This window comes from Pseudomonas sp. 5Vm1k (genome assembly GCF_056161485.1).
This window is the reverse complement of the sequence record NZ_JBSPCZ010000006.1, coordinates 112,678-126,587: the sequence shown is the minus strand read 5'-3', so window position 1 is coordinate 126,587 and position 13,910 is coordinate 112,678. Positions and strand designations below refer to the sequence as shown.

Sequence of the window (13,910 nt, the reverse complement as noted above, 5' to 3'; positions counted from 1 at the left end):
CTATTCGAAAAACTATTCGGTTCTGGCCGGGCGGCGGTGGCTGAGCGCCTGGGCGATCCAGTTCAGTACGTCGCCGGTGACTTCATCGCGGTTGCTCTCGTTGAACAGTTCGTGACGTGCCTGCGGGTAAATATTCAATTGCAGGTTCTGGCTGCCGGCCGTGCGCAATGCATGGGCCAGATCTTTCAGACGCTTGCCTTCGCTCACCGGATCACATTCACCGCCGATGACCAGCAAGGGCAGACCCGGATCGATCTGGGCGAGATTGGACGCTTTGCTGATTTGCTGCAAGCCGCCGAGCAAGTCGACCCACAGTTGATTGGTGCAGCGAAAGCCGCAAAGTGGGTCGTTGGCGTACAGATCGACTTCCGCCGGATCGCGGCTCAACCAGTCGAATCGGGTGCGCGCTGGTTTGAATTGCTTGTTGAACGAGCCGAATGACAGGAACTCGATCAGCGCACTGCGCCCCTTCGGTCCCTGGCGTAGCCGTTCGAGCCGGGCGATTTGCCGCGCCGCGCGATAAAGCGCTACGGGTTGGAAGTTCGAGCCACTGAGAATCGCTCCGTGCAGACTGGCGCTGTGGTGCAGCAGATAGGCCTGGGCGATGTAACTGCCCATGCTGTGCCCGAGCAGCACGATCGGCACGCCGGGGTGTTGCTGGCCGATATGCTGGTTGAGGCTGGCCAGGTCGCCGACCACCTTGCACCAGCCATCGTCATCGGCAAAATGCCCCAGTGTCCCGTTTTCGGCAGTTTTGCCATGTCCACGCAGGTCGGGCGCATACACGCCATAGCCCTGAGCACAGAGCTTTTCGGCCAGCCGGGCGTAGCGAGCACTGTGCTCGGCCATGCCGTGGGCCAGCAGGATCACGGCTTTCAATGGCGGGGCGGGCAGCCATTGGTTGACGAAAAGACGACTGTGATCACTCGCGGTCAGCCAGAAAGTGTCGTGGATCATGGCGATTCCTTTGCACGATGTGGTTGCATTGTATAGCGCATCCCACGCTTGCCGTCTGATCAGGCCACACCACCCTAGGAAGATTCACACGATCTATGACGGTGTTGGCCGTATTTGCCTGATTCGCCATAACTGCTAGTGTCCGTGAAGCTCCGCTTTTTGCTTTTTGTTTCTCAGGAATGACAGAAAAGCGGCCAAGGTGATTCAGGTAAAGAGGACAAGAACAATGCAACCTGATTTCTGGAATGACAAACGCCCGGCCGGCGTGCCCCTGGACATCGATCTTGGGGCCTACAAGTCGGTGATCGAGGTGTTCGAGCGTTCCTGCAAGAAATTCGCGGATCGCCCGGCCTTCAGCAACATGGGCGTGACCCTGACCTACGCCGAACTGGAACGCTACAGCGCCGCGTTCGCCGGTTACCTGCAAGCCCACACCGATCTCGCGCCGGGGGATCGCATCGCGGTGCAGATGCCCAACGTCCTGCATTACCCGATTGCCGTGTTCGGCGCATTGCGCGCCGGGCTGATCGTGGTCAACACCAACCCGCTGTACACGCCGCGGGAAATGCGTCATCAGTTCAAGGACTCCGGTGCCCGGGCGCTGGTGTACCTGAACATGTTCGGGGCCAAGGTTCAGGAAGTGCTGGCCGACACCGACATCCAGTATCTGATCGAAGCCAAGATGGGCGACCTGATGCCCGCCGCCAAGGGCTGGCTGGTCAACACGATGGTGAGCAAGGTCAAGAAAATGGTCCCGGACTATGCCTTGCCCCAAGCCATCTCCTTCAAGAGCGCGCTGCGCCTGGGCCGGGGCCTGGGCATCAAGCCGCTGAAGGTCGGCCTCGACGACATCGCGGTGCTGCAATACACCGGCGGCACCACCGGCCTGGCCAAGGGCGCGATGCTCACTCACGGCAACCTGGTGGCAAACATGCAGCAGGCGCGCGCCTGTCTGGGCCAGTTCGGCAGCGACGGTCAACCGCTGCTGCGCGAAGGCCAGGAAGTGATGATCGCGCCGCTGCCGCTCTACCATATCTATGCCTTCACAGCGAACTGCATGTGCATGATGGTGACCGGCAACCACAACGTACTGATCACCAATCCGCGCGACATCAAAGGCTTTATCAAGGAGCTGAAAAACTGGCGGTTCTCGGCGCTGCTGGGGCTCAACACACTGTTCGTCGCGCTGATGGATCACCCGGACTTCAAGACCCTGGATTTTTCCAGCCTCAAGCTCACCAACTCCGGCGGCACCGCGCTGGTCAAGGCCACCGCCGAACGCTGGGAGCAGCTCACCGGTTGCCGCATCACCGAAGGCTACGGCCTGACCGAAACCTCGCCGGTGGCCTGCACCAACCCGTATGGCGACAAATCGCGGATCGGCACGGTCGGCCTGCCGGTGCCGGGCACCACGCTGAAGGTCATCAATGACGAAGGCGTCGAGCAGCCATTGGGCGAGCGGGGCGAGTTGTGCATCAAGGGCCCGCAGATCATGAAGGGTTACTGGAACAAACCCGAGGCCACCGCCGAAGTGCTGGATGCCGAGGGCTGGTTCAAGTCGGGTGACATTGCTGTGATCGATCCGGACGGTTTCGTGCGCATCGTCGATCGCAAGAAAGACATGATCATCGTTTCGGGCTTCAACGTGTACCCGAACGAAATCGAAGACGTGGTGATGGCCCATCCGAAAGTCGCCAATTGCGCGGTGATCGGCGTGCCGGATGAACGTTCGGGAGAGGCGGTGAAGCTGTTTGTGGTCGCCCGGGAGTCGGGTGTCAGCCTTGAAGAGTTGAAGGCTTACTGCAAGGAAAACTTCACCGCGTACAAAGTGCCCAAACACATTGTGTTGCGTGAGTCGTTGCCGATGACGCCGGTGGGCAAGATTCTGCGGCGCGAGTTGCGCGATATCGCGTAACCATTAATCCCTGTGGGAGCGGGCTTGCTCGCGAAGGCGGTGTGTCAGTCATCCTTTATTTGGCTGACACACTGTCTTCGCGAGCAAGCCCGCTCCCACATTGGTATCTGGGGGCTCTGGAACCCCTGTTTTCAGGGGGTTTAACAGCGCTATAGAATTTTTGCTCTAAAATGACCGCTTGCTGTTCTTGAGTCATTAAAGTGACTGTAGGGCCTTCTTTTGGCTCTAGTCGGCCCTTGGCAAAGCTGCTACTCTCGGCGCGCTTTTGTGACTTCTCGGCCTATCTAAAAGCCAGACTCACCAATAAAAAACATACACCAATAATAATCGCATCAAATGCGGTGATGAATTCGCGTTGCTGAGGAGTGGGCTTCCATGATCGAAGACTTTTGGAAGGATAAGTACCCTGCCGGGATTGCTGCCGACATCAATCCAGACGAGTATCCGAATATTCAGGCAGTGTTGAAGCAGTCCTGCCAACGCTTCGCTAACAAACCGGCATTCAGCAACCTGGGCAAGACAATCACCTACGGTGAACTGTACGAATTGTCCGGTGCCTTTGCCGCTTACCTGCAACAGCATACCGACTTGCAGCCCGGTGATCGAATCGCCGTGCAGTTGCCTAACGTGTTGCAGTACCCGGTGGCCGTCTTCGGTGCGATCCGCGCCGGGCTGATCGTGGTCAATACCAACCCGCTGTACACCGCGCGGGAGATGGAACACCAATTCAACGACTCCGGTGCAAAAGCCCTGGTCTGCCTGGCCAACATGGCGCATCTGGCGCAGACCGTGGTGCCGAAAACCGGCGTCAAGCACGTAATCGTCACCGAAGTGGCCGACCTGCTGCCGCCGCTCAAGCGTCTGCTGATCAACAGCGTCATCAAGTACGTGAAGAAGATGGTCCCGGCGTATCACTTGCCCAAGGCCGTCAAGTTCAACGACGTATTGAGCAAGGGCCATGGCCAGCCAGTGGCTGAAGCCAACCCGGACAGCGGCGATGTCGCGGTGCTGCAATACACCGGCGGCACCACCGGCGTGGCCAAGGGCGCGATGCTGACCCACCGCAACCTGGTGGCGAACATGCTGCAGTGCAAGGCGCTGATGGGCTCCAACCTCAATGAAGGTTGCGAGATCCTGATCACTCCGCTGCCGCTGTACCACATCTATGCCTTCACCTTTCATTGCATGGCGATGATGCTGATCGGCAACCACAACATCCTGATCAGTAACCCGCGCGACCTGACGGCGATGGTCAAGGAACTGTCGAAGTGGAAGTTCAGCGGTTTCGTTGGCCTGAACACACTGTTCGTGGCGCTGTGCAATAACGAAGCCTTCCGCAAGCTGGATTTTTCGGCGCTGAAAGTCACCCTGTCCGGTGGCATGGCCTTGCAACTGGCCGCCGCCGAGCGTTGGAAAGCGGTCACCGGTTGCCCCATCTGTGAAGGTTACGGCATGACCGAAACCAGCCCGGTGGCGACCGTGAACCCGATCCAGAACATCCAGGTTGGCACCATTGGTATTCCGGTGCCCTCGACCCGCTGCAAAGTCATCGACGATGCCGGCGTTGAACAGCCGCTGGGTGAAATCGGCGAACTGTGTGTGAAAGGCCCGCAGGTCATGAAGGGCTACTGGCAGCGCCAGGAAGCCACCGACGAAATGCTCGACAGCGAAGGCTGGTTGAAGACCGGTGACATCGCGTTGATCCAGCCCGATGGCTACATGCGCATTGTCGATCGCAAGAAAGACATGATCCTGGTCTCCGGTTTCAACGTGTACCCGAACGAACTCGAAGACGTGCTCGCGACTCTGCCGGGCGTGCTGCAATGTGCGGCCATCGGTGTGCCGGACGAGAAGTCGGGCGAGGCGATCAAGATCTTCATCGTCGCCAAACCGGGCGTGACCCTGACCAAGGAAACGGTGATGGAGCACATGCGCGCCAACGTCACCGGTTACAAGGTCCCGCGTTCCGTGGAGTTCCGCGACGCGCTGCCGACCACCAACGTCGGCAAGATCCTGCGCCGCGAACTGCGTGACGAAGAGCTGAAGAAGCTGGGCGTGAAGAAGTAAGCCCCGCTTGAAACACAAAAGCCCCGCAGAGATGCGGGGCTTTTTGTTTACAGCAATATCAGCTTTGCTTTTGTGGCGAGGGAGCTTGCTCCCGCTGGGCTGCGAAGCAGCCCCAAAACAGTCACTGCGGTACTGATGAAGTATCTCAATAGACTTGATGACGACTGCTTCGCAGTCGAGCGGGAGCAAGCTCCCTCGCCACAGGTTTCTGTGTACCGCTTTTAGAGGCGGAACGGCGCGAAATTGACGTTGGTACCCGCCGGGCGCATGTCCTGCAGGTAGGAGTCCTTGTCGGCGCTCAGTTCCAGGCTCAGGGCCGCTTTGCGCTTGCCTTCGTTGCGCACCACCAGACCTTCGAGTTTTTCACGCAGGAACACCGTCGGCACTTTCAGGTGCAGCAGTTCGTCGGTGTCCGGCGTGTGCATCAGCAGGTGAACCCACTCGTACTGACCAACGGCCAGGCGCGCCACCGGGATGTCGAACCACCAGATGTTGCGGTTGCGGTTCAATTCGGTGAAATGGCAGTTGTTGACGCCAAGCACAGCACCGCCGAGTTCCTGGTTTCTGCGGGCAATGGCCTGCTTTTTATCGAGTTTCATAACATTCCTACGGGATTGGATCTTCAGCGCCATGGCCTGAATACGTTGCGCATTCTCGGGGGTTGGACGCCAAACATAAAGCCCAACCTTTAATCGGCGATGAAATGTCGCAGTAAAAATAAATGAAACTCCGTGCAAACGCTGCCGGTCAATCTTTGTGTAACGACTATGACCCTTGAATTGTTCACAGGAGAAACACCATGAGCAGCACTGGCGATAAAGTTAAAGGCATGGCAAACGAAGCGGTCGGCAACGTCAAGCAAGGCGTCGGCAAGGCCACTGACAACACCAAACTGCAAGTAGAAGGCAAAGTGCAGGAAAAGAAAGGCGAAGCCCAGCAAGCTGTGGGTAAAGCCAAGGACGCGGTCAAGAAAGCGGTCGATAAGTCCTGACGTGTCCGCCCCTTCAGGCACACTGAAACGGCCATCCGCGGATGGCCGTTTTTGTGTCAGCAGCCCCGGTTAAACAACGAAATTGTTTCAAGGTCGCCAAGTAGGCTACTTTGATGTAGAAAACGGCCCCTGAGTCGCCACGACTTCAACCCTTTTGCGGCGAAAGGAGACGCTAATGATTTTCCCGGACATGAAAGGTCTGCCCATCCACCGCGTGATGGTGCGCACGGTCACTGAGTTCATCGATGACGAGATGTCGACCTATGCCTCGGCGTTGGCCTATCAAATGCTGTTCTCGCTGTTCCCCTTCATTCTGTTCCTGATTGCCCTGATCGGTTTCCTGCACCTGCCGGACTTCTTCTCCTGGCTGCGCCTGCAATCGGAACTGGTGTTGCCGCCCCAGGCCCTGGAACAAGTCAACCCGGTGATTGATCAGTTGCAGCAATCCAAGGGTGGTTTGCTCTCGATCGGTATCGTCATCGCCCTGTACACCGCGTCTGCGGGCGTGCGGCTGATGATGAGCGCGATGAACGCCGCCTATGATGTGGTCGAAGGCCGCCCGGTGTGGAAGCGCTTTCCGCTGTCGATTTTCTACACCATCGGCATTGCCGGCATGCTGCTGGCCGCAGCCGCGCTGATGGTGCTCGGGCCGCAGGTGATGGGCTGGATTGCTGCGCAGGTTGGTCTGGAAGACTTCATCGTCACGGTCTGGACCATCGCGCGCTGGCCGGTGATTGTGATTCTGATGATGGTCGCCGTGGCATTGATCTATTACGTCATGCCCGACGTGCGGCAGGAGTTTCGCTTCATTACCCCAGGCTCGGTGTTGGCGGTGGTGGTGTGGATCATCGCCTCATTGGGTTTTGCGTTTTACGTCAAGACCTTCGCCAACTACAACGCCATGTATGGCAGTATCGGCGCGATCATCGTGCTGTTGCTGTACTTCTACATTTCCGCTGCGGTGCTGTTGCTCGGCGCGGAGATGAATGCGGTGATCGAGCACATGTCGTCCGAAGGCAAGGACCCTGGCGAAAAGGTCCCCGGCGAGCACGACCACGAAACCAAACACCACGTATCGGGACTGGGACGGGACCACTCGCTCAAGCCGAACACTGACGAAGCCTGAACATGATCCGTGAAATCCTGAAAATGGGCGATGAGCGCCTGCTGCGCATCGCGCCGCCCGTGCCCGCCGAAATGTTCGACAGCCCCGAATTGTGGCAACTGATCGACGACATGTTCCAGACCATGGAAAGTGTCGGCGGCGTTGGCTTGGCCGCGCCACAGATCGGTGTCGACCTGCAACTGGTGATCTTCGGTTTCGAGCACAGCGAGCGTTATCCTGACGCCGAAGCGGTGCCGCAGACCATCCTGATCAACCCGCTGATTACGCCATTGAGCCCGACCCTGGAAGAAGGCTTCGAAGGTTGCCTGTCGGTGCCGGGTTTGCGTGGCGCGGTGGATCGTTACCAGCACATTCGCTATGAAGGCTTTGATCCCAAAGGCCAGCCGATCACTCGTATCGCCTCGGGGTTTCATGCGCGGGTGGTGCAGCACGAATGCGATCACCTGATCGGCCGGTTGTACCCGTCGCGCATTACGGACTTCACCAAGTTCGGGTTTACCGAAGTGATGTTCCCGGATCTTGATCCTGCTGCGGACGATTAACCCGCTAAAAGATCGCAGCCTTCGGCAGCTCCTACAGGGTTTTGAGTACACCTGTAGGAGCTGCCGAAGGCTGCGATCTTTTGATCTTGCTGTTATTTCGCGGGTTTAACGAACCGCAACGTCATCCGGTCCGACTCGCCAATCGCCACATACTTGGCCTTGTCCTTCTCCCCCAACGTCAACGCCGGCGGCAAGGTCCAGACGCCTTCGGGATAGTCCTTGGTGTCCTTCGGATTGGCATTGATCTCGCTTTTCTCCTCAAGCTTGAACCCCGCATCCGTCGCCAGTTTCACCACGTAAGCGGTAGTCAGGTAACCGCTGTGCTTGATGTCCTCCAGCGACGCCCCGTCCTTGGCTCGGTGATCCACCACGCCGAGCACGCCGCCCGGTTTCAGCACCTTGAAGAACGACTCGAACATCAGCGGCGCCGTGTCCGCCAGTACCCAGTTGTGCACGTTGCGGAAAGTCAGCACGGTGTCGGCGGAACCGGGTTTACCCAGCACCGGCGCCTTGGGATCGAACTCGACCACCTGGGCCTTGGCGTACTGGGCCGGAGTGGCGGTGAATTTGGCCTTGAGGGTTTCTTCGCTTTTGCGCGCGTAATCACTGGCAGTCGGCGCTTGAACGGCGGCGATGTAGTTGCCGTGATCCTTGAGCAGCGGCGCCAGCAGTTCGCTGTACCAACCGCTGCCGGGAGTGATTTCGATGACGGTCTGATTCGGTCGCAAACCGAAGAATTGCAGGCTCTGTTGTGGATGCCGGTAGACGTCGCGCACCACGTTCTGCGGCGCGCGCCAGGTACCTTTGAGCACCTCGGCGTATTGCGCGGCTGAGACGGGCTGAGTGTCGGCGGCTAGCGCCAAAACAGGGGCGAGCAGGGCGGTGAAGGTCAAGGCGAGTAGGGCAGGTTTCATGGAGCGTCCTGGCGAAGTCGAAGTCGACCCCGAGGCTAGCACGCAGCCATTGGCGGCCGATCACACATTATCGTTGGTCGACCTCACCAACGGTTCTAAGCCCATGGCGATCATCGGTTTGCTGCGGGCGTAACGGCTCAGGCGCTCGACCATGGCGTAGGGCATTTGCGGGTCGAAGCTAAAGCCGCGACGCTCGTAAAAGCCGCGCAGATCCGGGTGACAGTACAACCAGACCGGGCTGTCGAGGCCTTTGACGGCTTCGGCGATCAGCGCCGCGGCGATGCCTTGTTCACGACACGCGGGGTCCACGAACAAACCCGTCAACCAATGCCCGCCAGCGACCGGTCGCAAACACAATGCTGCGACAATTTCTCCGCGCCGGGCGACCCATAGTTGAGCATCGCGCACCGCTTTCATCGGCGATTGGTGAGCGCGGTAAAACTTGTTCATCAACGGCCATAACGGCTCATCGAGCAAAGCGTATTGGGTGTCTGGCATGGGCTTGAGCTGTCGATTGGTCAGGCGGGCGATTATAAAAGAACGCGAGCGGCGCGATAGGTGTATACCTGACTTCACATCCCGTATGAGTGGAGTACGTATCATGGCCAAAGGCATGGATTCAAAAAAAGCGGCAAAGAAGAAACCGGCAAAAACCGCCGATGAAAAGCGCGCGGACAAGAAGGCCAAAAAGGTGGATGTGTTCGGTCATTGATCCCGCGTTGATCGTTCCCACGCTCTGCGTGGGAATGCCTCTAGGGACGCTCCGCGTCCAGTGACGCGGAGCGTCACGGGCTGCATTCCCACGCAGAGCGTGGGAACGATCGTTAAACAAAAAATAATCTGCAAGATTTCCCCGCGTCGTTGCACAGAGAGGGACAAGTCCCGTTCTGAGCAAAGCCATGTCCCATTACTTCGACGCCGCCCATCGAGCAGAAATCGACACCCTGCGTCAACGCCTGACCGCTCGCACCGAGTGGCCGACGTGGTTGCTGCTGATCGGTATGTACGCGGGCTGGTTCAGCATCGTCCTGAACAGTGATCGCTTGGGCCTTTGGTGGAGCACGGCGTTACTGATCCCTTTGGTAGTGCTCTGGCTGTCGGTACAACACGAACTGCTCCACGGCCATCCCACTCGCTGGCTGGCCTTGAACAAACTCCTCGGCTACGCACCGTTTGCGGTGTGGTTTCCCTACACCCTCTATCGCAACAGCCATTTGCTGCATCACCATGACGAAGACCTGACCGTCCCCGGTCGCGACCCGGAAAGCCGTTACCTCACCGCCAGGCACTGGCAGCGCAGTTCCGTGTTCAAACAGGCCCTGCACCGGTTGAACAAAACCGTGCTCGGGCGCGTCATGATTGGTGCGCCAATCGCCTTGCAGGCCCTGGCCCGTAAAGAACTGCGACGCCTGCGCGCGGGCGAGCGCCAGGCCTGGCTGATGTGGCTGACCCACGGCGCGCTCACCGTGGTGATGCTGACCTTTATCGCCCGCTACAGCGCATTGCCGGTGTGGCATTACCTGCTGCTGATCAGCGTGCCGGCGCTATCGATTGCGATGATTCGCTCCTACTATGAACACCGCCCCAACGCCCAACCCGAGCAACGCACCGTGCTCAATGAAGCTTCGTGGCCGTGGAGCTGGCTGTTCCTGAACAACAACCTGCACCTGGTGCATCACGACTTGCCGAGCCTTCCCTGGTATGACTTGCCCAAGGCTTATCACGCACGTCGCGAGCAATGGCTGGCGCGCAGTGGTGGGTTTTTGGTGCAGGGTTATGGTGAGTTGTGGCGCCGGCATGGGTTCAGGGCAATCGATAGCCCACAACATCCATTTCATTGATTGACGGTGATCCCCTTGTGGGAGCGGGCTTGCTCGCGAAAGCGGTGTGTCAGGCACCATTAATATCAACTGACCCACCGCCTTCGCGAGCAAGCCCGCTCCCACAGGGGGTCTTTGTTGCATGGGAATAACGAGATGACAAAACACATCGCCGAACTACTGATGTACGTCGCTCCCGAGCCGATTCGCCAGGCCAACGAACGCTGGCTGACGCGAATGCTCGAGCGACTGGCTACGTCGCGCCAAAGCGCCGAAGGCCTGTCGCTGCCGGACCTATGGCTGTCCCCTGACTTGCTGCTGACCCAAACCTGCGGCTACCCGCTGATGACTTTGTTGCGCGGTCAGGTCCGGGTCGTTGGTCGCCCGCGTTACGAATTGCCGGACAGCAACGGTGGCAATCATTGCAGCCTGCTGCTTTGCCGCGCCGACGATCCACGCCGCACGCTGCCGGCCTTTTTCAACAGCCGCGGAGTGATCAATGACGAAGGCTCCAACAGTGGCATGAACCTGCTGCGCCATCGATTGGCGCCGCTACACCGCGACGGTCAGTTCTTCGCCAGTGTCGGCATCAGCGGTGGCCACCGCGAAAGCCTGCGCTGGTTGCGCGAAGACCTCGCCGACCTGGCCGCCATCGACAGCGTGACCTTCGCTTACCTGGCGCGGCATGCCGAAGCGGAAGTAGCCGGTCTGCGCGTAATCGCCCGAAGTGCATTCAGCCCAACCTTGCCTTACATCACCGTCGCGAGCGCCAGCGATCAGCAGATAGAGGCGCTTCGGCGGGTGATGAACGAAACGTTGCGCGAGTTGCCGGACGTGGCTGAAATCCTCGGTCTGCAAGAGGTGTTGCCCGCGACGGACAGCGACTATCAGGTTGTTCTCGATTACCAGCAGGAAGCCGAGTCGTTGGGTTACGGGCGGTTGCGTTAGGTAAGAAGGATCAAAAGATCGCAGCCTTCGGCAGCTCCTACAGGGAGTACGCCAATCCCACGTCAAACACCAATCCCCCGTAGGAGCTGCCGAAGGCTGCGATCTTTTGATCTTGCTTCTACAAATTCCTAAATAGAATATAAAAATACATTTTAAGTATTATTAAAGAATAAGGCCCCCAGCTAGAATCGCGCCACCGGATCACCGGACATTCAGCGACCCCTAACCCCAGGAGCCCCTATGTCCGGCGCCGACCTTTCCCATCGCAACCACGTGGGCGGATTGTTCCGTGCACATTACTCATGGCTATGCACCCGGTTGCGCCGGCAACTGGGCGCCAGTACCAGCGTCGAAGACATCGCCGCCGAAACCTTCACGCAACTGCTGGAATCCCCAGGGCTGACGCCGATTCGCGAGCCCCGCGCCTTGCTGACCACCATCGCCCAGCGCTTGATCTACCAGCTCTGGCGTCGTCGCGATCTGGAGCGTCAGCATCTGGAGCAGCTGCAAAACGTCGATGCCGTTCAAGCGCAGTCGCCCGAAGAACTGCTGCAACTGACCCAGGCCCTGCATCGCCTCGATCGCACCCTTGACCGTTTGCCGGGCAAGGTCCGGGCGACGTTCCTGCTGTCGCGCATTGACGGCCTGACCTACCCGCAAATTGCCGCCGAACTGGGCATTTCCCAGCGTTCGGTCAGCGTCTACATGACGCGTTCCCAAACCGTGTGCGCCCAGCACAGCGCCAACGAACCTTTATTGAACCGAACACCCCTGACCCAGAGGTCCGCATGAGATCGATCAAAACCCTGCTTGGCAGTTCGCTGCTGGCCCTGAGCCTCGTGGCTTCCCAGGTTCCCGCCGCCGAAAAAGTCGCACCAATTCACTTCGGCGACATCGCCTGGGAAAGCGGCAGTTTCATCACCGAAGTCCTGCGCCTGATTGTCGAGAAAGGCTACGGCTACCCGACCGACACCCTGCCGGGCAGCACCGTCAGCCTCGAAGCAGCGCTGGCCAAGAACGATATCCAGGTGATCGGCGAAGAGTGGGCCGGGCGCAGTCCGGCGTGGGTCAAGGCGTCGAACGAAGGCAAAGTGTTCGGCCTCGGTGACACGGTCAAAGGCGCCACCGAAGGCTGGTGGGTGCCGGAATACGTGATCAAGGGTGACCCGGAACGCGGCATCAAACCCTTGGCCCCGGAACTGAAGTCCGTGGCCGACCTGGCCCGCTACAAAGACGTGTTCCGCGACCCGGAAGACCCGAGCCGCGGTCGTTTCCTCAACAGCCCTACCGGTTGGACCTCGGAGATCGTCAACAGCCAGAAACTCAAGGCTTATGACCTGACCGCCGACTACGTCAACTTCCGTACCGGCTCGGGCGCAGCATTGGATGCCGAAGTCGCCTCGTCGATCCGCCGTGGCAAACCGGTGCTGTTCTATTACTGGTCGCCGACACCGTTGCTGGGCCGTTTCAAACTGGTGAAGCTCGACGAGCCGGCGTTCGATGCCGAAGCCTGGAAGACCCTGGCCGATGCCAACAACCCGCATCCGAAGGGCACTCGTTCCATGCCGGCGAAACTGGCGATTGGCGTGTCCGCACCGTTCAAGACGCAATACCCGGATTTGGTGGCGTTCTTTGAAAAGGTCGATTTGCCGATTGATTTGCTGAACCAGACGTTGGCGCAGATGAGCGAAAAACGTCAGCAACCGCGTCAGGTCGCCGAAGCGTTTTTGCGGGATCAGCCGCAGGTGTGGAAGGGCTGGGTGCCGGGGGAAGTGGCGAGCAAGGTGAGTGGGAGTTTGTAGGTTTGCCTGATGCTTCAGCGGTGTTTGTCAGATAGCTTTCGCGAGCAAGCCCGCTCCCACATTTGGATTTCCGGTGTTCACACATATCGTGTTCACCGAAAATCCCCTGTGGGAGCGGGCTTGCTCGCGAATGGTCTCCCGCCCTACGCCAACTCCGCCGCCAACGCTGCCTTTACCGCCGGCCGCGCATCAATCCGCGCCTGAAACCCGGCCAACGCCGGCCACTGATTCAAATCAATCCCGAACACCGACGTCCAGCGCAACACGGTAAACAGATACGCATCCACCACACTGAACCCGCTCGCCATCAAATAATCCTGCCGCTCCAGCGTATGGCTCAACACCGCAAAGCGCTTGAACAGTTTCTCCTTGATCTGCGTTTTAACGTCATCCGGGAACTGCGCGTTGAACAGCCAACCGAGCCCGCCATGAATCTCGGTCGAGACGAAGTTCAGCCATTCCTGCAACCGCACCCGCTCGAGGCTGCCGTTCGCCGGTGCCAGATTCAACTCGGGCCGCAAGTCCGCCAGGTATTGCAGGATCGCCGGGCCTTCGGTCAGCACTTGGCCATTGTCCAGTTGCAGCGCCGCGACGTAACCCTTGGGGTTGATGGCGAGGAAGTCCTCACCGGCGGCGGTTTGCTTGGTGCTGTTATCGACACGAATCAGGACGAAGGGCAGGCCCAGTTCGCGTAACACAATGTGCGGCGCCATCGAGCAGGCTTGCGGGGCGTAATACAACTTCATGGCAGGACTCTGGTTGAGGATTTGCGCCAGTGTCATAGTGCGCGGCAGTCTTCGTAAAATTAATCTTTCAGAAAAGTGCCAT

The 13,910-nt window shown here is 58.9% G+C and carries 14 protein-coding genes; 9 read left to right on the top strand and 5 right to left on the bottom strand.

Features of this window, described 5'->3' with window-relative positions:
• Positions 1-12: 12 nt before the first annotated feature.
• Positions 13-957, bottom strand: coding sequence for a lysophospholipase (locus ACWIKB_RS14030; RefSeq protein ID WP_475267532.1), 945 nt, complete (start codon positions 955-957; stop codon positions 13-15).
• A gap of 226 nt (positions 958-1,183) precedes the next feature.
• Between ACWIKB_RS14030 and fadD2 the strand changes: the two genes are divergently transcribed.
• Both fadD2 and fadD1 read left to right on the top strand, forming a co-directional pair.
• Positions 1,184-2,872 carry a long-chain-fatty-acid--CoA ligase FadD2 gene (gene fadD2 / locus ACWIKB_RS14025; RefSeq protein WP_475267530.1) on the top strand — a complete coding sequence of 563 codons (1,689 nt, stop codon included), beginning with the start codon at positions 1,184-1,186 and terminating at the stop codon, positions 2,870-2,872.
• Between the two features lie 375 nt (positions 2,873-3,247).
• Entirely contained in the window at positions 3,248-4,939 is a 1,692-nt protein-coding gene (fadD1, locus tag ACWIKB_RS14020) for a long-chain-fatty-acid--CoA ligase FadD1 (RefSeq protein ID WP_475267528.1), read from the top strand.
• 221 nt (positions 4,940-5,160) lie between these two features.
• Here the strand turns inward: fadD1 and ACWIKB_RS14015 are convergent, their stop codons facing one another.
• On the bottom strand, positions 5,161-5,538 hold the full coding sequence (locus tag ACWIKB_RS14015) for a hypothetical protein (protein ID WP_046032015.1): 378 nt from the start codon (positions 5,536-5,538) through the stop codon (positions 5,161-5,163).
• Positions 5,539-5,738: 200 nt separating this feature from the next.
• Here ACWIKB_RS14015 and ACWIKB_RS14010 point away from each other — a divergent pair, with 200 nt between their 5' ends.
• From ACWIKB_RS14010 to def, 3 genes are all read left to right on the top strand, one after another.
• Entirely contained in the window at positions 5,739-5,930 is a 192-nt protein-coding gene (locus tag ACWIKB_RS14010) for a CsbD family protein (RefSeq protein ID WP_123514193.1), read from the top strand.
• A 175-nt stretch (positions 5,931-6,105) separates the two neighbouring features.
• On the top strand, positions 6,106-7,056 hold the full coding sequence (locus ACWIKB_RS14005) for a YihY/virulence factor BrkB family protein (RefSeq protein ID WP_475267525.1): 951 nt from the start codon (positions 6,106-6,108) through the stop codon (positions 7,054-7,056).
• 2 nt (positions 7,057-7,058) lie between these two features.
• Complete coding sequence (gene def / locus ACWIKB_RS14000; protein ID WP_265040492.1) at positions 7,059-7,598, top strand: peptide deformylase; 540 nt, start codon at positions 7,059-7,061, stop codon at positions 7,596-7,598.
• A 92-nt stretch (positions 7,599-7,690) separates the two neighbouring features.
• On the opposite strand, the gene ACWIKB_RS13995 is transcribed toward def, so the two are convergent.
• Both ACWIKB_RS13995 and ACWIKB_RS13990 read right to left on the bottom strand, forming a co-directional pair.
• Positions 7,691-8,512 (bottom strand): class I SAM-dependent methyltransferase, encoded by an 822-nt coding sequence (locus tag ACWIKB_RS13995; protein ID WP_475267522.1) that lies wholly within the window; start codon positions 8,510-8,512, stop codon positions 7,691-7,693.
• A gap of 60 nt (positions 8,513-8,572) precedes the next feature.
• Positions 8,573-9,010, bottom strand: coding sequence for a GNAT family N-acetyltransferase (locus ACWIKB_RS13990; RefSeq protein ID WP_475267520.1), 438 nt, complete (start codon positions 9,008-9,010; stop codon positions 8,573-8,575).
• Between the two features lie 401 nt (positions 9,011-9,411).
• Between ACWIKB_RS13990 and ACWIKB_RS13985 the strand changes: the two genes are divergently transcribed.
• The 4 genes from ACWIKB_RS13985 to ACWIKB_RS13970 all read left to right on the top strand — a co-directional run bounded on the left by ACWIKB_RS13985 (position 9,412) and on the right by ACWIKB_RS13970 (position 13,082).
• The gene (locus ACWIKB_RS13985) at positions 9,412-10,353 is read left to right on the top strand and encodes a fatty acid desaturase (RefSeq protein ID WP_475267518.1); all 942 of its coding nucleotides are present in this window, start codon (positions 9,412-9,414) and stop codon (positions 10,351-10,353) included.
• Between the two features lie 135 nt (positions 10,354-10,488).
• Complete coding sequence (locus ACWIKB_RS13980) at positions 10,489-11,280, top strand: phosphate/phosphite/phosphonate ABC transporter substrate-binding protein (RefSeq protein WP_475267516.1); 792 nt, start codon at positions 10,489-10,491, stop codon at positions 11,278-11,280.
• Positions 11,281-11,520: 240 nt separating this feature from the next.
• Positions 11,521-12,072 (top strand): sigma-70 family RNA polymerase sigma factor, encoded by a 552-nt coding sequence (locus ACWIKB_RS13975; protein WP_475267514.1) that lies wholly within the window; start codon positions 11,521-11,523, stop codon positions 12,070-12,072.
• Entirely contained in the window at positions 12,069-13,082 is a 1,014-nt protein-coding gene (locus ACWIKB_RS13970; RefSeq protein ID WP_475267512.1) for an ABC transporter substrate-binding protein, read from the top strand. Before ACWIKB_RS13975 ends, ACWIKB_RS13970 begins: the two co-directional genes overlap by 4 nt.
• 143 nt (positions 13,083-13,225) lie before the next feature.
• On the opposite strand, the gene gstA is transcribed toward ACWIKB_RS13970, so the two are convergent.
• Positions 13,226-13,828, bottom strand: coding sequence for a glutathione transferase GstA (gene gstA / locus ACWIKB_RS13965; RefSeq protein ID WP_475267860.1), 603 nt, complete (start codon positions 13,826-13,828; stop codon positions 13,226-13,228).
• Positions 13,829-13,910 lie beyond the last annotated feature (82 nt).

What these genes read in the sequence shown, in the direction of transcription:
- ACWIKB_RS14030 (WP_475267532.1), bottom strand. Translation starts at nt 957, where the DNA reads ATGATCCACGACACTTTCTGGCTGACCGCGAGTGATCACAGTCGTCTT.
- fadD2 (WP_475267530.1), top strand. Translation starts at nt 1,184, where the DNA reads ATGCAACCTGATTTCTGGAATGACAAACGCCCGGCCGGCGTGCCCCTG.
- fadD1 (WP_475267528.1), top strand. Translation starts at nt 3,248, where the DNA reads ATGATCGAAGACTTTTGGAAGGATAAGTACCCTGCCGGGATTGCTGCC.
- ACWIKB_RS14015 (WP_046032015.1), bottom strand. Translation starts at nt 5,538, where the DNA reads ATGAAACTCGATAAAAAGCAGGCCATTGCCCGCAGAAACCAGGAACTC.
- ACWIKB_RS14010 (WP_123514193.1), top strand. Translation starts at nt 5,739, where the DNA reads ATGAGCAGCACTGGCGATAAAGTTAAAGGCATGGCAAACGAAGCGGTC.
- ACWIKB_RS14005 (WP_475267525.1), top strand. Translation starts at nt 6,106, where the DNA reads ATGATTTTCCCGGACATGAAAGGTCTGCCCATCCACCGCGTGATGGTG.
- def (WP_265040492.1), top strand. Translation starts at nt 7,059, where the DNA reads ATGATCCGTGAAATCCTGAAAATGGGCGATGAGCGCCTGCTGCGCATC.
- ACWIKB_RS13995 (WP_475267522.1), bottom strand. Translation starts at nt 8,512, where the DNA reads ATGAAACCTGCCCTACTCGCCTTGACCTTCACCGCCCTGCTCGCCCCT.
- ACWIKB_RS13990 (WP_475267520.1), bottom strand. Translation starts at nt 9,010, where the DNA reads ATGCCAGACACCCAATACGCTTTGCTCGATGAGCCGTTATGGCCGTTG.
- ACWIKB_RS13985 (WP_475267518.1), top strand. Translation starts at nt 9,412, where the DNA reads ATGTCCCATTACTTCGACGCCGCCCATCGAGCAGAAATCGACACCCTG.
- ACWIKB_RS13980 (WP_475267516.1), top strand. Translation starts at nt 10,489, where the DNA reads ATGACAAAACACATCGCCGAACTACTGATGTACGTCGCTCCCGAGCCG.
- ACWIKB_RS13975 (WP_475267514.1), top strand. Translation starts at nt 11,521, where the DNA reads ATGTCCGGCGCCGACCTTTCCCATCGCAACCACGTGGGCGGATTGTTC.
- ACWIKB_RS13970 (WP_475267512.1), top strand. Translation starts at nt 12,069, where the DNA reads ATGAGATCGATCAAAACCCTGCTTGGCAGTTCGCTGCTGGCCCTGAGC.
- gstA (WP_475267860.1), bottom strand. Translation starts at nt 13,828, where the DNA reads ATGAAGTTGTATTACGCCCCGCAAGCCTGCTCGATGGCGCCGCACATT.